This is a genomic window from Isoalcanivorax pacificus W11-5, assembly GCF_000299335.2.
Classification (GTDB): Bacteria; Pseudomonadota; Gammaproteobacteria; order Pseudomonadales; family Alcanivoracaceae; genus Isoalcanivorax; species Isoalcanivorax pacificus.
In genome coordinates, this window is sequence record NZ_CP004387.1 from 2,211,562 (window position 1) to 2,227,678 (window position 16,117).

Below are 16,117 nucleotides of genomic sequence, written 5' to 3' on the forward strand. Positions count from 1 at the left end.
CCTTTTCAAACCCTCTTTGCGACGCAGGCCCAAACAGTGAGCCGTCTGCCCAGGCTGTTGTTCAACGACCTGTTATAGAGCATTCACGCAACACAGGAAACCTCGTGGCGAATTGATGGCAGGCCGCGAACAGTTGCCGGCCCATCACAGCTTGCCGTTACAATGCGACGCATGACTGACCCACTTCACGCTGCACCCTGCCCCTGCTGTTCCGGCACGTCGTACGGCAACTGCTGCGCGCCACTGCATGCCGGCCAGCCTGCCTCGTCGCCGGAAGCACTGATGCGTTCGCGCTACAGTGCCTTTGTGCTGGGCGACAATGCCTATCTGCTGCAAAGCTGGCATCCCGACACCCGCCCGGAGACGCTCACGCTGGACGCGGGGGTACGCTGGCGCCGGCTGGAGATTCTCGGCGCCCCTGCCGCTGGCGCGGCCGCGACAGAAGGGACGGTGCGTTTCGTCGCCACACAGCAACAGGGCAATCAATGGCACCAGCTCACCGAACTGTCACGCTTCACCCGCATCGGACAGCACTGGCTGTATCGTGACGGCGATGCCGGAATGCGCCGGCTCGATCCCGGCCGCAATAGCCCCTGCCCCTGCGGCCGCGGGCGCAAATTCAAACACTGCTGTGGATAGGGGGGCTCATGCTGCTGCACGCCGAAACCTCATCACTGGTGCTGGTGGATTATCAGGCCCGGCTGTTGCCGGCCCTGCACCATGGCCAGCGGGCACTCGACCAGGCGCTGCGGCTGGCGCAGCTGGCGCGCCTGGCAGGCGTGCCAGCCGTTGCCACCGCGCAATACCCGCACAAGCTGGGCGACAATCCCGCCGCGCTCACCGCATTGACGGGACGGACGCTCAGCAAACAGCATTTCGATGCCTGTGCCGACGGTCTGGTCGATACCCTCCCCGCGCACCGCAGCGAGATCGTGCTGGCCGGGTGTGAAACCCATGTCTGCCTGTTGCAGACAGCCTGCGGCCTGCTCGCCCGTGGCTACGGGGTCTGGGTGGTGGCCGACGCCTGCGCCTCACGCCGCGACAGCGACCATCAGCTGGCCCTGGCCCGCCTGCGTGACAACGGCGCACGCGTGATCAGCACCGAGATGGCCGGCTTCGAATGGCTACGCCACGGCGAACACCCCGCGTTTCGCGATGCGCTGTCACTGATCCGGCCACTTTAGCGCGTCCCCCCGGCCTCTGTGCTACCATGCCGAATCCCCTGGACCACCCGGTCCGCACTGACCAGACCGAGACGCGTCTTGCCGCTGTCCAACGCCACGAAATCCGATCTGCTGCTGGTCCTGGTGACACTGCTGGCGGCAGCCGGCTGGGTGTTCTCCCAGGAAGCGGTGCGCCTGATGCCGCCGCTACTGTTTATGAGCCTGCGTTTTCTGGTGGCCGGCAGCCTGCTGGCGCTGGCCGGCCATCGCCAGTTGCGCCGCATGAGTGGCGAGCAGGTAGTGCGCAGTCTGCGAGTGGGGCTGGTGTTCGGGCTCGGCATGAGTTGCTGGGTGATGGGCCTGCACTTCGGCAAGCATCTGGGCGAAGGCGCATTCCTGGCCAGCCTGGCCGTGGTGATGGTGCCGATCATTGCCCGCGTTGTGTTCGGCGAGGTGCCGCCGCCGACCACCTGGCTGGCACTGCCGGTGGCGGTCGGCGGGCTGGCGTTGCTGTCGCTCAATGGCGGGCAGTTCCAGCCGGAAGCCGGGCAGTTGTTCTTCCTGGCAGCCGCGATGATCTTCGCGCTGTATTTCACACTCAATACGCGAGCCGCCAATTCGCACACCGTCACCACCGCACGCGGGGTGCTGCAACGGGAAAAAATCCCGGTGCTCGGCCTCACCGCCCTGGCGCTGATCACCGTCGGCCTGGTGACCGGGCTGTTGTCGCTGCTGGTCCGCGAACCCTGGCGCCCCACCCTGACGCATCTGCACGGCGCCCTGGCCGGCTGGCTGCTGGCCAGCGCCCTGGTTGCCACGGCGGCGCGGTTCTTCGTGCAGACCTATGCCCAGAGCCTGTCCAGCCACAGCCACGGCGTGGTGATCCTGGTGCTGGAACCGATCTGGGTAGCGCTGTTTGCCGCGCTGTGGTTTGACGAGAGTATGTCCGGCACACAGCTGGCCGGCTGCGGGATGATTTTTCTGTCGCTGCTGATCAATCGCTGGAGCGCGATCAGCAAGCTGCTCAAGCAGTGGCTGTAGCCCGGCCGAGGATGACCGGCTCCTGTTCCAGCGTAACCCCGAACAGCGCCTGCACGCTGTCCCGCACAGCTTGCGCAAAAGCCAGCACATCTGCACCAGTGGCCCCGCCGTAATTCACTAGCACCAGCGCCTGTTGTGCGTGCATGCCCAGGGCGCCCTCGCGGCGCCCTTTCCAGCCCGCCCGCTCAATCAGCCAGCCAGCTGCAAGCTTGGCGCGACCATCCGGTTGCGGGTAGGCAACGATGTCAGGCCAAGTGGAACGCAAACGTGCCAACGTAGCGGCATCCACCACCGGGTTCTTGAAAAAGCTGCCGGCGTTTGGCAGTTCGGCCGGATCAGGCAGCTTGCTGCGGCGCAATGCACAGACGATCTCGCGCAGCCCCTGCGCGTTGCGCGCGGCTTCGGGCAACGCGGCGAAGCGTTCGGCGAGGTCGGCATAGCCCAGCGTCAGTTCAGGCTCGCGCCGCAACTGCAGACGTAGCCGGGTGATCAGCCATTGCCCGGCTTCGGCACTCTTGAAGCGACTGTCGCGATAAGCGAAGCCACACTCTGCCGCAGTAAAACGACGGGCCTCGCCATCACGCAGCGACACCGCATCCAGCGACACCAGCACGTCGCCCAGTTCAACGCCATAGGCGCCGATATTCTGCACCGGCGCGGCGCCACAGCTGCCGGGAATCAGTGACAGGTTTTCCAGCCCCTGCCAGCCCGCGGCCAGCGTGCGCGCCACCACACTGTCCCACTCTTCACCAGCACCCACTTCCACCAGGCCGTCATCGGACAGCGTCGCCAGGCCACGCAGGCATGGCCGGATGACCAGGCCATCGATATCGCCGCGCAGCACCAGATTGCTGCCCCCCCCGATGACAGTGCGCGGCAACCCGGCCCACCGCGTGTCACACAGCAAGGCGACCAGCGCCGCGTCTGATGCCGGCTCCGCCAGCCATTCGGCGCGCGCCGGCAGCCGTAGCGTATTGAAGGTATCGAGGGAGCAACCGGGGCGGACCTGCATCAGCCCAGCCCGTGTTCGCGACGCAGGTGCGCCAGCAGGCCATCGCAGGCACCTTCGATCAGGTCCAGCACGGTATTGAACCCGTCGCGGCCACCATAGTATGGATCCGGCACTTCGGTCGGGGCCGGGCCGGGATGAAACGCCATGAACAGGCCGAGGTGACCACTGAAACCGTCCGGGCGCATGGCCTGCAGGTCGTGCAGGTTGGCATGGTCCATCGCCAGCACGTAGTCGAAATGGTGGAAGTCCGTCGTCGCCACCTGGCGCGCGCGCAGCGCGGACAGGTCATAACCACGCTGGCCAGCCGCCTCGCCTGAACGCGGGTCCGGCGCCTTGCCGATATGCCAGTCACCGGTGCCGGCGCTGTCGATGCGCAACTGCTCGAGCAATCCGGCGGCTGCGGCGCGCTGCCGGAACACCGCTTCCGCCGTGGGCGAACGGCAGATATTGCCGAGGCAGACAAACAGGATCGATACCGTCATGCCGCACCGCCCAGCAGCGCACGCATCCGCTCCAGGTCGGCCTGTGTATCGACCCCTCCCGGCACGTCTTCGCAGGCGGGCTGCACGTGAACCGGCACACCGTGATACATCGCGCGCAGCTGTTCCAGCGACTCGATACGTTCCAGTGGTGCCGGCTCCCAGCCCACGTAACGGTTCAGCAGACTGACACGGTAGGCGTAGATACCGATATGCCGCCACCACTGCCCGGCCGGCAGCGGGTCGGGCTGGTCACCGCCAGCGAAACCGTCGCGGTGCCAGGGCATTGGCGCCCGGCTGAAATACAGCGCGCGGCCATGTACGTCGAACACCGTCTTGACGATATTCGGATTGAACAGGTCTTCGCTGGTGGTGATCGGCTCGCACAATGTGGCAATACCGAAACCGGGATGTGCGGCAAGATTCGCCGCCACCTGGTCAATCACCGCCGGCGGAATCAGCGGCTCGTCGCCCTGCACATTGACCAGGATGTCATCATCGGTCAGGCGCAATTGCGCCGCCACTTCCTGCAGCCGGTCTGTGCCGGAGGGATGATCTGCCCGCGTCATCAGCACATCGCCACCCTGCGCGCGCACGGCTTCAGCGACACGCTCGTCGTCGGTCGCCACCCAGACTTCATCCGCGCCGCTGTCCAGGCAGCGCTCGCGCACATGCAGCACCATCGGCTTGCCGCCGATGTCTGCCAGTGGCTTGCCCGGCAACCGGCTGGCGCCGAAGCGGGCGGGAATCACGATGCGAAAACTCATGTCAGCACTCGTCGAGAAATGATCGTCGAAAAACAGTCAGTCCGGCGTCGTATGACGCTCGATCGCAGTGCGCAGCACCTCGCCGGCAAACCCCGGCGGCAGTATCGCGCGTACCGGCAACACCCACAGGCGTTCGCTGAGCAGGTCGTTGCATTTCACCAGGTCCTTTTCCGTCATGACCACCGGCAGGTCCCCGGGGAAATCCAGGTCGCCGGCACGATACTGGTGGTGATCGGGAAAGGCATGCGGTGATACCTGCAAGCCGGCCTGGGTGAGTGTGTTGAAGAACCGTTCGGGATGACCGATGCCGGCCACCGCGTGCGCAGCCACATATTGCCGGGTGAAGGATTCCAGCGACAACTGCCGGCCTGTCGCCGCATTGACCAGTGCCCCGGGCGCCAGTTGCATGCTGACCGCACCAGGCCAGTTTTCTGCCTGGGCCGGCTCGCCATTGATGACCACATAATCCACCTGCCGCAAGCGCGTGGCCGGTTCGCGCATCGGGCCCGCCGGCAGGCAGCGGCCATTGCCGAGGCCGCGTGCACCATCCAGCACCGCCAGTTCAGCGGTACGCGGCAACGCGTAATGTTGCAGGCCGTCATCGCTGATCACCAGGTCAGGCTTCAGTGCCAACGCTGCCTCCAGCGCCCGGCGGCGGCGGGGATCAATGATGACCGGCACCCCCGTCAGGCGCGCCAGCAGCAGCGGCTCGTCGCCACACAAGGAGGCGCTCTGGTCAGCCGTCACCCGCCAGGGGAAAGCAGGCGGCCGCGCGCCGTAACCGCGTGAAATTACCACCACTGACAGCTCCAGGTCCGCCGCCGCCTGGCACAGCGCCGCCACCAGCGGTGTCTTGCCGGTGCCGCCAACGGTGACGTTGCCCACGACCAGTACCGGCACTGGCGCAACCGGGGGACGTTCCCGGAAACGCCGCAGCCGGCGCGAGGACACCCAGCCTGTCAGGCGCCCCAGCGGCCACAGCGGTGCCAGCCACGGTGCATTGTCGTACCAGGCGGCATTGACCAGCGCACTCAGATAGCGCTTCACGCGATCAGCTGTCCGCGAAGTTCATCTGGTGCAGCTGGCTGTACAGGCCATTCTGCGCAATCAGTTCCGCATGGCTGCCGCTTTCCATCAGCCGGCCCTGGTCAAGCACCAGAATACGGTCGGCTTTTTCGATGGTAGAGAGCCGGTGGGCAATCACGATGGTGGTGCGTCCCTTCATCACACGCTCCAGTGCCTGCTGGATAAAATGTTCAGACTCGTTGTCCAGTGCCGACGTCGCCTCGTCGAGGATCAGGATCGGCGCGTCCTTGAGCAGTGCCCGGGCAATCGCCAGCCGCTGTCGCTGCCCGCCGGAAAGCTGCACACCGTCCTGGCCCACTTCGGTGTCCAGGCCACGTTCCAGTTTGCTGATGAAATCCCAGGCATAGGCGTCCTTCGCCGCGCGGATGATCTCGTCGTCGGTGCAGTCACGCAGTTCGCCGTAGGCAATGTTGTTGCGTATGGAATCGTTAAACAGCACGACTTTCTGCGTCACCATGGCAATCTGGCGCCGCAGGTCCAGCATCGGGTAGTCGGTGATCACCCTGCCATCAAGCAGGATGCTGCCCTGGTCCGGTTCGTAGAAGCGTGGCACCAGTGCGGCGATGGTGCTCTTGCCTGCCCCGGAACGACCGACCAGCGCCACGGTTTCGCCCGGACTCACGCGGAACGACAACTGCTTCACGACCGGCGCATCCGGCACATAGCCGAAGCTGACATCACGGAATTCCAGCTCGCCCCGGGCACGGGTCAGCGGCACGGTGCCGTGGTCGGGCTCCGGCGGACGGTCCATCAGTTCAAACAATGACGCCGCACCGGTGACACCGCGCTGCACTTTTACGTTCACATCAGTGAGTTGCTTGATCGGCTTCTGGATCAGGCCCACGGCGGCGATGAAGGCCAGGAATTCACCCACGGTGATCGCCTCGCCCATGATCTGGATATACAGATAGGTAATGACGCCGACGCCGATGGCGACCACCAGTTGCACCGTCACCGTGCTGGTGACCTTGCTCACTTCCATTTTCACATGCTGTTTCTGGAAACGGCGGCTGGCCTTTTCAAAGCGTTCTTCTTCCAGTTGCTGCCCGGAGAAAATCTTCACCGGCTGGTTGCCTTCGATGGCCTCACCGAGGAATTGCGTGATGCTGCCCATGCTGCCCTGGATACGGCGGCTAATGACGCGAAAGCGCTTGCTCATGTAGTTCACCATCAGGGCAATGATCGGCCCGACAGTGAACAGGATCATGGTCAGTTTCCAGTTGCTGTACAGCAGGTACCCGAGCAGGCCGACGACAGTAAGGCCCTCGCGCAGGATTACCGTCACGGCATCGGTGCCCGCCGCCGTGACCTGTTGCGCGTCGTAGATGATCTTGGACATCAGGTGCCCGGAGGAGCTCTGCTGGTATTCCCGCGTAGGCAGGCGCAACACATGGGTAAAGGTTTCATTGCGCAGTTCGTAGACGATGCGCTGGCCCACCCAGGTAATGCAATAGGCGCCGAGAAACTGGCCAATGCCCTGGACCAGATTGATCACAAAGGGTGCCACGCAGATAACCAGCACCATGTGCGGTGTCGGGTTCTCGATCGTTTCGGTGATAACGCGCATCATCTCCGCGATCAGCGGCTGCATGCCGGAATAGATCAGGTATCCGAGCACACTCCCGGAGAGCACCCACCAGTGACGGCGGGTGTATTGCAACAGCCGCTTGTAGGTTTGCCAGGTGGTATCCGGCGGTTGGCTCATGGGTGGGGGTTACTCCTCATACTCAGATATCGCCCATCGTGTTCAGTCGGCGGCGGGTTCCTGCGTCGTGATGGTGATATTGACGAAACCAAGCTGCCCGGCCACGTCCATCACCCGCACCACCGACTGGTGGGAGCTGTCGGCGTCGGCGGTAATCATCAGCGGCCGGTCCGTGCCCTCGCGGGACAGCGCCAGCAGCGCCGAACGCAGTGTGTCTGCATCGGCACGCACCAGTTGCTCGCCGTTGATACGATACTCGCCGGCAGCGCTGATCACGACCTCGACCTGATCCGTCATCTCCGCCTGCGGCAGGCCGCTGGCTTCCGGCAGCACCACACCCAGCCGCGTTTCGCGGGTGAAGGTGGTGGACACCATAAAGAAGATCAGCAGCAGAAACACCACATCAATCAGCGGCGTCAGGTTCACCGACACCTCATCCAGGCGTTGGCGACGGAACTTCACGATGCGGCCTTCCCTTCACGCGGTGCCTGCTCGGCGCCGTGCATCCAGTCGAGCAGCTGCACCGCTGCCTGCTCCATACCGACGGTGATTTCATCCACCCGACGAACAAAGAAGCGATGGAAGAACAATGCCGGGATCGCCACGCTCAGACCGGCAGCGGTGGTAATAAGTGCCGTGGAAATACCTCCGGCCAGCCGGCCGGCATCACCACTGCCCTGCACCATGATCACCGAGAACACATCGATCATACCGATCACGGTGCCCAGCAGGCCCAGCAACGGCGCAATGGCCGCGATGGTGCCCAGGGTGTTCAGGAAGCGCTCCATGTCGTGCACTTCCTGGCTGGCGGCTTCTTCAATCCGCTCCTTGCTGACATCACGGCTGGCTGCCCCGCTGGCCAGCCCCGCAGCCAGGATGCGGCCCAGGGGAGAATTACCGCGCAGCGCCTGCAGGTAATTGCGGTCGACCTTGTTCTTCTGCCAGCTGCCGCGTACCTGGCCGAGCAACTCCGCCGGCGCCAGCCGCGACGGGCGCAGGCTCCAGAAACGCTCCACCACGATGGCCAGCGCCACCGCAGAACACAACAGAATCGGGACCATCATCCAGCCCCCCGCCAGCACTATCTCCAGCATGCCTTTTCCCCTTCTGCGGTCACGCTCATTCAGCTTGCCTCACGGCGTGTGCTGTGTGGCCGCGGCCTGCGGCCGCCACGGGCGCGGATACCGCGCGCGCCACAACAATGGCGCCGGATTATGGGAGCCATGCAGGCTGAATACAATCATGCCGGTCTCAGAACTGACCAGCAGCGGGACACCCAGGGCGGCGTAACGTGCGCGCACGTTCTGCGCCGGATGACCGAAGCGGTTCGCATGGCCTGCACTGGCGAATGCCCAGCGCGGCTGCGTCGCGCGCAACAGTGCATAGGACGAACTGGTCGCACTGCCATGATGCGGCACCTGCAGCACCGTCACGGGCGACAGGTCCCCCCAGGCCGCCAGCCTGTATTCCACGGGCCGGGTAATGTCGCCGGTCAGCAGCACTGTCCCGCCTCGCCCCCGGACACGCACGACGCAGCTGCGGTTGTTGCGCTGCACCAGCGGCAGCGCTGGCGTCGGCCAGAGCACCTCCAGGCTGACACCATCCAGCGACCAGTACTGCCCGCGCAGGCAGCGGCGGGTCCCGGACGGTGGACGCTCATCGCTGCTGTAAAGGCCCTGCGCCGGCAACAGCCCGTCAAGGCCGGGCAACCCGCCCGCGTGATCGCTGTCGCCGTGGCTGATGAACGCCAGCGTCACCGGCCGTCGCTGTTTCAGCAGCCAGGGGCGCAGCACCTGCTCGCCAGCGTTACCGCCGGCCCAGCCCGGCCCCAGATCGTACAGCACCAGGTGCCGGCGGGTACGGATCGCCAGCGCCTGCCCCTGCCCCACATCAAACACCACCAGGTCGAAATCACCTTCCGCCAGCGGCGCTCCGGCTGGCCAGCACCAGGGCAGCAACAGCAGCGGCACCCACCAGCGTGGCCACGGCCCCGGCGGGCGACACACCAGCAGGCAGGCCAGCAATACTGCCAGCGCGGCTGCCAGCGACGCGGGTGGCGGCAACAGCGGCTGCCAGGCGGCCAGATGCTCCAACCCCTGCCAGCAGAGATCCACCAGCAGCGCCGCGAGCCACCACACCCCCTGCGCGCCGGGGAGCAGCGCGCCAACCAGCGCCAGCGGCACGATGACCAGCGTGAACACCGGCACGGCGACCAGGTTGGCCAGCGGCGCAGCCAGCCCCCAGGCACTGAACAGCCAGGCGGAAAAGGCACCGAGCCCGAAGGACAGCAGCCACTGCACCCGCCACAGTGAGGTATCGCCACCACGCGCCAGCCAGACCAACAGTGCAACGGCACCAAACGACAGCCAGAAGCCGTTATCCAGCGCCGCCAGCGGGTCCGGCAGCAGGACCGCCAGCGCGGCACACAACAGGGCCGTTCCCGTGCGCCAGCGCAGCCGCCACCGGATCGCCAGCAGTGCGACCAGCGACATCAGGCAGGCCCGCTGGGTCGGCAGCGCAAAACCGGCCAGCGCGGCATAACCCAGGGCAGACAGCAGTGCCGGCCAGACAGCCCATTGCGCCGGGGTGAGCCGCCAGCCGCGCGCCCACGGCGTCAGCGCTGCCCGCACCAGCCACCAGATCATGCCCGCCACCAGCGTGATGTGCAGCCCGGAAATGGCCATCAGGTGCGCCGTGCCTGTCTGCTGCAAAAGCTGCCAGTCGGCGTCGGTCAGCGCACGTCGGTCAGCGGCGATCAAGGCGGGCAGCACACGGCCGGCCGGTCGCGCCTGCCCCAGCGTCCCGGCCACCACCTGTCCGATCGCTTCGCGCAGGGGCGCCACGCCGGCGCGGGCAGGCTGATGCGCGATCAGTGCCCGGACCGTACCGGAGGCATCTATCCCGCGCGCCATATCCAGCCGGGCGCCATCCGCCGATCCTTCATTCACACGCCCGCGCGGTGCCTGCAACCGCACGCGCAGCTGCAAATGGTCCCCGGCAGCCAGGGGCTGTGGTGCGTCATACCAGTTGAGCCGCACCAGATGCCGCCCGGGCCAGTGTGGCGAAGCCTCGACCCTCAGCACGAACCGCCATCGCTCCCGCCCCGGCCCCAGCACCTGGCGCTCGGGCAGGTCACGAATGGTCCCCGTGACAGTGATATCCGCGCCGGCCAGTTCCGGAGGCAGCCAGCCGGCCAGGCCCTGTTGTACAGCGACACTGCCCCAGGCCACGCCGGCCAGCAGGCACAGGGCCAGCAGCCGCCACGACGGCCAGCGCCACAGGAGCGCCCTCATCAACAGAACAGCCCCGCCGCACCACCACAGCCCAGGTGCCACAAACACGCCCAGCACGATACCGATTGCCAGTGCCGTCATCCCTGACATGCTTCCCTCCCGCACAGCCACTCCAGGCAGCACAGGATCACAGGCTTGCGTCGCGTTGTACGGTATCGGCGTGCAATCAGCCCGGGTCGACAGGCATAATGGCGCCCGCCGCCCCCAGCCAGTACCCCGGATGCATGCCCAGACGCCTGTTCAGAAAATACCTGCCCAGCCCTGAGCGCCTGACCCGCTTCAGCGCACTCGGACGTCGCAGTGGATTACTGGCCGACCCGAACCTGTGGCACCTGAACCGGCGCTCGCTGTCCGGCGCCGCCTTTGTCGGCATATTCTGTGCATTCCTGCCGATTCCCATGCAGATGGTGCTGGCCGCCCTGCTGGCGCTGCGCTTCAAGTGCAACCTGCCGTTGTCGATGGTGCTGGTGTGGATCAGCAACCCGGTCACCTATGTCCCGGTGTTCTATTTCAGCTACCGGGTCGGTGCCTGGCTGCTGGACATGCCCCGGCACATGCCGGAGCAGGTCACGGTGGCCTGGTTCGTCGAGCAATTACTGCCGCTCTGGCTCGGATCACTGCTGTGTGGACTGGCGTTCGGACTGGCCGGCTTCATATCGATCCGGCTGCTGTGGCGGCTGGCCATCGTGCGCAGCTGGCAGGCACGCCGCCGGCGACGCGCCCGTGACGGCTAAACGCATGCGTCAGGCCAACGTCTAATCCCTTTGAGCATGTCATTGGCCGCCGATCAGGGCATAATGCGCGCCACACTCACAGCCCTCCCGCCGGCATGCCCAAGCACCTGTTCCGAAAACACCTGCCCTCTGCAGACCGGATACGGCAAAGCAAATCGCTGGGGCTGTTCGGGGAGATACTGGGCGATCCCGGGCTCTGGCATCTGAACCGGCGTTCGTTGTCCGGTGCAGTCTTCATCGGCACGGTGGCTGCGCTGTTGCCGATGCCTTTCCAGATGCTGCCGGCGACCCTGCTGGCGATCTATTTCAAGTGCAATCTGCCGCTGTCACTGGCGATCGTGTGGCTGACCAATCCCTTTACCTATGTGCCGGTGTTCTATTTCACCTACCGTGTCGGCGCGCGTCTGCTGGACATGCCGGTCACGCCACCACACCCGGTCAGCTTTGCCTGGCTGGCCGAGCAGATGATTCCGCTGTGGGTGGGGTCGTTGCTGTGTGGTGTACTGTTCGGACTGGCCGGCATGGTGATCACACGGCTGCTGTGGCGGCTGGCGGTGGTACGGAGCTGGAAACAGCGTCGCCAGCTCCGCCTGAAAATCAGAAAACAGAACGTCAGGAAATAGCCGATACCGGCGCACCACTGAAAGGCTGCAGGCGCCCGTCATGCAGTTCAAGCTGGTGTGCGCAGCGCGTCGCAAAGCCGGTGTCATGCGTGACGATCAACAGTGCCGTCTGGAACTGGCGGTTCAGCGCCAGCATCAGATCCTGCACCTGTACCGCCGTGCGTTCGTCCAGATTACCGGTGGGCTCATCGGCCAGCACGATGGCAGGCCGGGTCACCAGCGCCCGCGCGATCGCCACCCGCTGGCGTTCGCCACCACTGAGCGCGGCCGGCTTGTGCTGCAGCCGATGCGACAGCCCCACTGCCTTGAGCATGTCCGTCGCGGCGGTCGTCGCATCCGACGGGCTTGCCTGACGGATCAGCAACGGCATGGCAACGTTTTCCAGCGCCGTAAATTCCGGCAACAGATGATGGAACTGGTAGATGAACCCCATGCGGCGATTACGCAGCACACCGCGCTGGGCTTCCGTCATCCCGGCCAGGTCCTGGCCACAGACGGACACCACACCTTCCGTGGGCCGGTCCAGGCCGCCCAGCAGATTCAACAGCGTGGACTTGCCGGAACCGGAAGTGCCGACAATCGAAAGGGTCTCGCCCGCTTCCATGCGCAGATCAAGCCCGCGCAACACTTCCACATTGCCGCCGCCCTCGTCATAGCGTTTGACCAGAGCACTCGCCTGGATCACCGGCGCCGATACATCATTCATAACGCAGCGCCTCCGCCGGTTGCACGCGGCTGGCCCGCCAGGACGGATACAGCGTGGCCGAGAAACTGATCAGCATGGCGATGGCAGCGATCACACCGACATCCCCCCATTGCAGCTCCGAAGGCAGATAATTGACGAAATAAGCGTCAAACATGTGCGCATTGAAGGTGCTTTCAATCCATTGGCCGATATCGGAAACATTGGTCGCGAGCAATATGCCCAGCAGCACACCGAACCCGGTGCCGGCCAGGCCGATCAGCGTCCCCTGCACCATGAAAATCCGCATGATCATGCCCGGGGTGGCCCCCAGTGTGCGCAACACGGCAATATTCGCGCGCTTCTCGGTCACCAGCATGACCTGGCTGGAAATGATGTTGAATGCCGCCACGGCGACAATGAACGACAGCAGCAGCGTCATCATGGTCTTTTCCATGCGGATGGCCTGAAACAGATTGCCGTGGCTGCGTGTCCAGTCGGTGGTGTAGTAGCCGTTGCCAAGCGTTTGCTGCAGCGTCCAGCCGACACGCGGTGCCTGGAACAGGTCATCCAGCCGCAGCCGTACGCCTTCCACGGTGTCGGTCTGCCGGGCCATGCGTGCAGCGTCGCTGACACTCACGTAGGCCAGCAGGGAATCCACCTCGGCCCGCACGCGGAAAATACCGGTCACGGTGAAACGTCGAAAGCGCGGTGTCACGCCGGCCGGCGACAGGCTCGCCTCCGGCAGCACCAGCACGACCTTGTCGCCCAGTTCCACGCCGAGTTTTCGTGCCAGGCCATAGCCCAGCACCATGTTGTATTCACCGGGCACGAGGCTGTCGAGTTCGCCTTCCCACATGAAATCGCCAACGATCGAGACATTGCGCTCGGCCTCCGGTTCGATCCCGTTCACCATCAGGCCGGCCACCGTGCCGCGGTGTGTGAGCATGCCCTGCAATTCCACGAACGGCGCGGCGCCCTTGACGCCTGGCTCGCGCAGTACACGGTCGGCCAGCGCACGCCAGTCCTCGACCGGCTCGCGGCCGTGCACCGACAGGTGCGTGACCATACCGAGAATGCGGGTCTGCAATTCACGCTCGAAGCCGTTCATTACCGACAGGACGGTAATCAGCACCGCCACGCCGAGCATCAGCCCCAGCGCGGAAATCAGCGTGATCACGGAAATAAAGCTGTTGCGCGTCCGGGCACCGGTGTACCGCACGCCAACAAAAAGAGAGAAAGGTCTGAACATGGCGCGCATTTAATCACTATTGATCCTGCCCCGGCAATCAGGTCGGTCGATTGCCACCCACATTGGTACAGCCACCCGCCGCACGGGCCGCACCACCACAACAGGCACTGTGACCGGAATGGCCGTCGTGGGTTCCGGCTGTCGCTTTGTGATGAAAGTCCTTATTCCCGAACTGCCAAAGTGATTGAATAACAACATCTAACTTTCTAATATCACGAAAGTTTACAGCTCCCATGGGGGAACCGGGATGCCTATAAGAACAAGCCGTGCCACGGCGCTGTCTGTGTTGCGCCGCCTAGCCGGCCTCGTTTTGATTGCCTGCACCACCACTGCCCATGGCGGCGACCTGCCCGAACGCGGCATGACAAAGTCCGCCGTCGAGCGCGCTTTCGGTGCTCCCGGAGAGAAACGCGCACCGGTGGGCCAGCCCCCCATCAGCCGCTGGGTCTACCCCGATTTCACTGTCTATTTTGAAGGCGACTACACGCTGCACGCTGTATCGCACCAGCCGCCACCAACACCGGCCGCCGTACCGGAGGTCGTCAGCGGCCCTTCAGCCGACACGCCAGCCGAACAGGCATCGCCAGCCGAAAGCCGGTCCGAATATCGCTTTGATCCGGCCACCGGCCAGATCATCCCGCTGGGCGATGATGCAGCACCGCCGGCGCCCCAGGCTGCACCAGTCAGCGAACCCGCCGACGTCGCACCCGCGCAGACAGCCCCCGCAGAACCTGCGCCGGCTGCACCCGAGGCGCCGGAAGAGCATGCGGACAGGCCGGCAGAGCAGGACGAAGGCAAACGCCCGGCCCGCTTCCGTTTTGATCCGGCCTCCGGCCGCATCATCATGGACGACGGCCAGCCACCAGCCACCGCCAACCCCGGTGGCGCGCCAGCGGCAGCGTCCGAGCCTGCACAATCGGAGCCGGCTGCCACCCCGGACACGGCAGCGCCGCCCGCCGAAACAGCCGTGGAACCCACGGACGGGCAGGAGAACACCCCGTCGGCACCGCAGGAGGCACCCGCTGACGACAACAGCGCAGGCGGCTTCCGCATGCAGTGGTAATCACCGGGCCCGCCGTCGGCGGGCCTTTTCCCTGTGCGCATTCACGCACCGGATTTTAAGCCTTTTCCTACACCATTCTCCGCCCCGGCTTACACGCCGGCAGGCAATCCACGCACGAGTCAAAATCGTGCTTGCCAAGCAGGCTGCTTGCCTTATCCTTTCGCCCCGAACTCCCTGTCACACTGAGGTTTGATCATGTCCGCACAGCCGCACCTGCTTCCCGAATGGCATCCGCAATGGGGCGTGATGATCGCCTGGCCCCATGCCGATACCGACTGGGCAGGGATTCTGCCGGCAGCCGAGGCGACCTACACCGCTATCGCCGAAGCGGTACTGGACCGTGAACACCTGCTGGTGCTGTGCAAGGATGCCGCGCATGGCGACTCTATAAAGCAGCACCTTGTGGAACAGGGCGCCAATGTCGCGCGCCTGCACCTGCGTGCCCTGCCCTACAACGACACCTGGGCTCGTGATTTCGGCCCCATCGCCATCAGCCGTGCCGGCACGACCCACCTGCTGGACTTCACCTTCAATGGCTGGGGGGGCAAGTTCGCCGCAGACGACGACAACGCCGCCAATGGCCGGCTCGACTGGCAGGTACCGCGAGTGCCCGTGGACCTGGTCCTGGAAGGCGGCTCCATTGACACGGATGGTCACGGCAATCTGCTGACGACACGGCATTGCCTGCTGAACCCGAACCGTAATCCGTCGCTGGACCAGGCCGCCATCGAAACACGGCTGCGTGAACTGCTCGGCGTCAAGCATATCTGGTGGCTGGAGAACGGCCACCTGGAAGGTGACGACACCGACGCCCACGTCGACACCCTGGCACGCTTCTGCAACGCGCGCACCATCGCCTATGTACAGTGCACCGACGCCAGTGACAGCCACTATGAGGCGCTGCATGCGATGGAGCAGGAACTGTTTGCCCTGGCCGGCCGTGAGCAGATTGATCTGGTGCCACTGCCGATGCCGCCGGCACAGTTTGATGAAGCAGGCGAACGCCTGCCGGCCACCTATGCCAATTTTCTGATTATCAACGGTGCCGTACTGGTGCCGGTGTACGACTGCGACACCGACGCTTCGGCGCTGGACCAATTGGCCGACGCCTTCCCCGATCGCGACATCATCGGCATCGACTGCCGCCCCCTGATCGCCCAGCATGGCAGCCTGCATTGTGTCACCATGCAGTTGCCCGAAGGCGTCCGCTGACTGCT

17 protein-coding genes are annotated in these 16,117 nt (G+C 64.9%); 7 read left to right on the forward strand and 10 right to left on the reverse strand.

All coding sequences use genetic code 11. The annotated features are described in order from the left end of the window. The first annotated feature begins 171 nt into the window (after window positions 1-171). The 3 genes from S7S_RS10015 to S7S_RS10025 all read left to right on the forward strand — a co-directional run bounded on the left by S7S_RS10015 (window position 172) and on the right by S7S_RS10025 (window position 2,204). Window positions 172-639: a YchJ family protein gene (locus S7S_RS10015; protein ID WP_035203909.1), complete on the forward strand. Its 468-nt coding sequence runs from the start codon at window positions 172-174 to the stop codon at window positions 637-639. 8 nt (window positions 640-647) lie between these two features. Continuing rightward, complete coding sequence (locus tag S7S_RS10020; protein ID WP_008735369.1) at window positions 648-1,184, forward strand: isochorismatase family protein; 537 nt, start codon at window positions 648-650, stop codon at window positions 1,182-1,184. Between the two features lie 78 nt (window positions 1,185-1,262). Continuing rightward, a complete protein-coding gene (locus S7S_RS10025) occupies window positions 1,263-2,204 on the forward strand; it encodes a DMT family transporter (RefSeq protein WP_008735367.1) in 942 nt (313 codons plus the stop codon). Here the strand turns inward: S7S_RS10025 and murB are convergent. The 8 genes from murB to S7S_RS10065 are packed head-to-tail and all read right to left on the reverse strand — an operon-like array spanning window position 2,188 to window position 10,636. Further along, the gene (gene murB / locus S7S_RS10030; RefSeq protein WP_008735365.1) at window positions 2,188-3,216 is read right to left on the reverse strand and encodes a UDP-N-acetylmuramate dehydrogenase; all 1,029 of its coding nucleotides are present in this window, start codon (window positions 3,214-3,216) and stop codon (window positions 2,188-2,190) included. The two genes, S7S_RS10025 and murB, sit on opposite strands and share 17 nt — an antisense overlap. Continuing rightward, window positions 3,216-3,698 (reverse strand): low molecular weight protein-tyrosine-phosphatase, encoded by a 483-nt coding sequence (locus S7S_RS10035; protein WP_008735363.1) that lies wholly within the window; start codon window positions 3,696-3,698, stop codon window positions 3,216-3,218. The genes murB and S7S_RS10035 overlap by 1 nt, the downstream gene beginning before the upstream one ends. Beyond that, window positions 3,695-4,462 (reverse strand): 3-deoxy-manno-octulosonate cytidylyltransferase, encoded by a 768-nt coding sequence (kdsB, locus tag S7S_RS10040; protein ID WP_008735361.1) that lies wholly within the window; start codon window positions 4,460-4,462, stop codon window positions 3,695-3,697. Before kdsB ends, S7S_RS10035 begins: the two co-directional genes overlap by 4 nt. 36 nt (window positions 4,463-4,498) lie before the next feature. Beyond that, window positions 4,499-5,509 (reverse strand): tetraacyldisaccharide 4'-kinase, encoded by a 1,011-nt coding sequence (lpxK, locus tag S7S_RS10045; RefSeq protein WP_008735359.1) that lies wholly within the window; start codon window positions 5,507-5,509, stop codon window positions 4,499-4,501. Between the two features lie 4 nt (window positions 5,510-5,513). Further along, window positions 5,514-7,253, reverse strand: a complete 1,740-nt coding sequence (gene msbA, locus S7S_RS10050) for a lipid A export permease/ATP-binding protein MsbA (protein ID WP_008735357.1) — start codon at window positions 7,251-7,253, stop codon at window positions 5,514-5,516. 42 nt (window positions 7,254-7,295) lie between these two features. Further along, on the reverse strand, window positions 7,296-7,715 hold the full coding sequence (locus tag S7S_RS10055) for an ExbD/TolR family protein (RefSeq protein WP_008735355.1): 420 nt from the start codon (window positions 7,713-7,715) through the stop codon (window positions 7,296-7,298). Beyond that, window positions 7,712-8,347, reverse strand: coding sequence for a MotA/TolQ/ExbB proton channel family protein (locus S7S_RS10060; RefSeq protein ID WP_008735354.1), 636 nt, complete (start codon window positions 8,345-8,347; stop codon window positions 7,712-7,714). The genes S7S_RS10055 and S7S_RS10060 overlap by 4 nt, the downstream gene beginning before the upstream one ends. A 39-nt stretch (window positions 8,348-8,386) precedes the next feature. Then, entirely contained in the window at window positions 8,387-10,636 is a 2,250-nt protein-coding gene (locus S7S_RS10065; RefSeq protein WP_082027684.1) for a DNA internalization-related competence protein ComEC/Rec2, read from the reverse strand. A gap of 134 nt (window positions 10,637-10,770) precedes the next feature. Here S7S_RS10065 and S7S_RS10070 point away from each other — a divergent pair, with 134 nt between their 5' ends. Both S7S_RS10070 and S7S_RS10075 read left to right on the forward strand, forming a co-directional pair. After that, window positions 10,771-11,280, forward strand: a complete 510-nt coding sequence (locus tag S7S_RS10070; RefSeq protein ID WP_008735352.1) for a DUF2062 domain-containing protein — start codon at window positions 10,771-10,773, stop codon at window positions 11,278-11,280. Between the two features lie 95 nt (window positions 11,281-11,375). Then, window positions 11,376-11,903, forward strand: a complete 528-nt coding sequence (locus S7S_RS10075; RefSeq protein WP_008735351.1) for a DUF2062 domain-containing protein — start codon at window positions 11,376-11,378, stop codon at window positions 11,901-11,903. Here S7S_RS10075 and lolD read toward each other — a convergent pair. Beyond that, a complete protein-coding gene (gene lolD / locus S7S_RS10080; protein ID WP_008735350.1) occupies window positions 11,893-12,609 on the reverse strand; it encodes a lipoprotein-releasing ABC transporter ATP-binding protein LolD in 717 nt (238 codons plus the stop codon). The two genes, S7S_RS10075 and lolD, sit on opposite strands and share 11 nt — an antisense overlap. Then, window positions 12,602-13,837, reverse strand: a complete 1,236-nt coding sequence (locus S7S_RS10085) for a lipoprotein-releasing ABC transporter permease subunit (protein WP_008735348.1) — start codon at window positions 13,835-13,837, stop codon at window positions 12,602-12,604. The genes lolD and S7S_RS10085 overlap by 8 nt, the downstream gene beginning before the upstream one ends. A 247-nt stretch (window positions 13,838-14,084) precedes the next feature. Between S7S_RS10085 and S7S_RS19600 the strand changes: the two genes are divergently transcribed. Next, a complete protein-coding gene (locus S7S_RS19600; protein WP_144401640.1) occupies window positions 14,085-14,900 on the forward strand; it encodes a hypothetical protein in 816 nt (271 codons plus the stop codon). 195 nt (window positions 14,901-15,095) lie between these two features. Next, window positions 15,096-16,112 carry an agmatine deiminase family protein gene (locus S7S_RS10095; protein WP_008735344.1) on the forward strand — a complete coding sequence of 339 codons (1,017 nt, stop codon included), beginning with the start codon at window positions 15,096-15,098 and terminating at the stop codon, window positions 16,110-16,112. Window positions 16,113-16,117 lie beyond the last annotated feature (5 nt).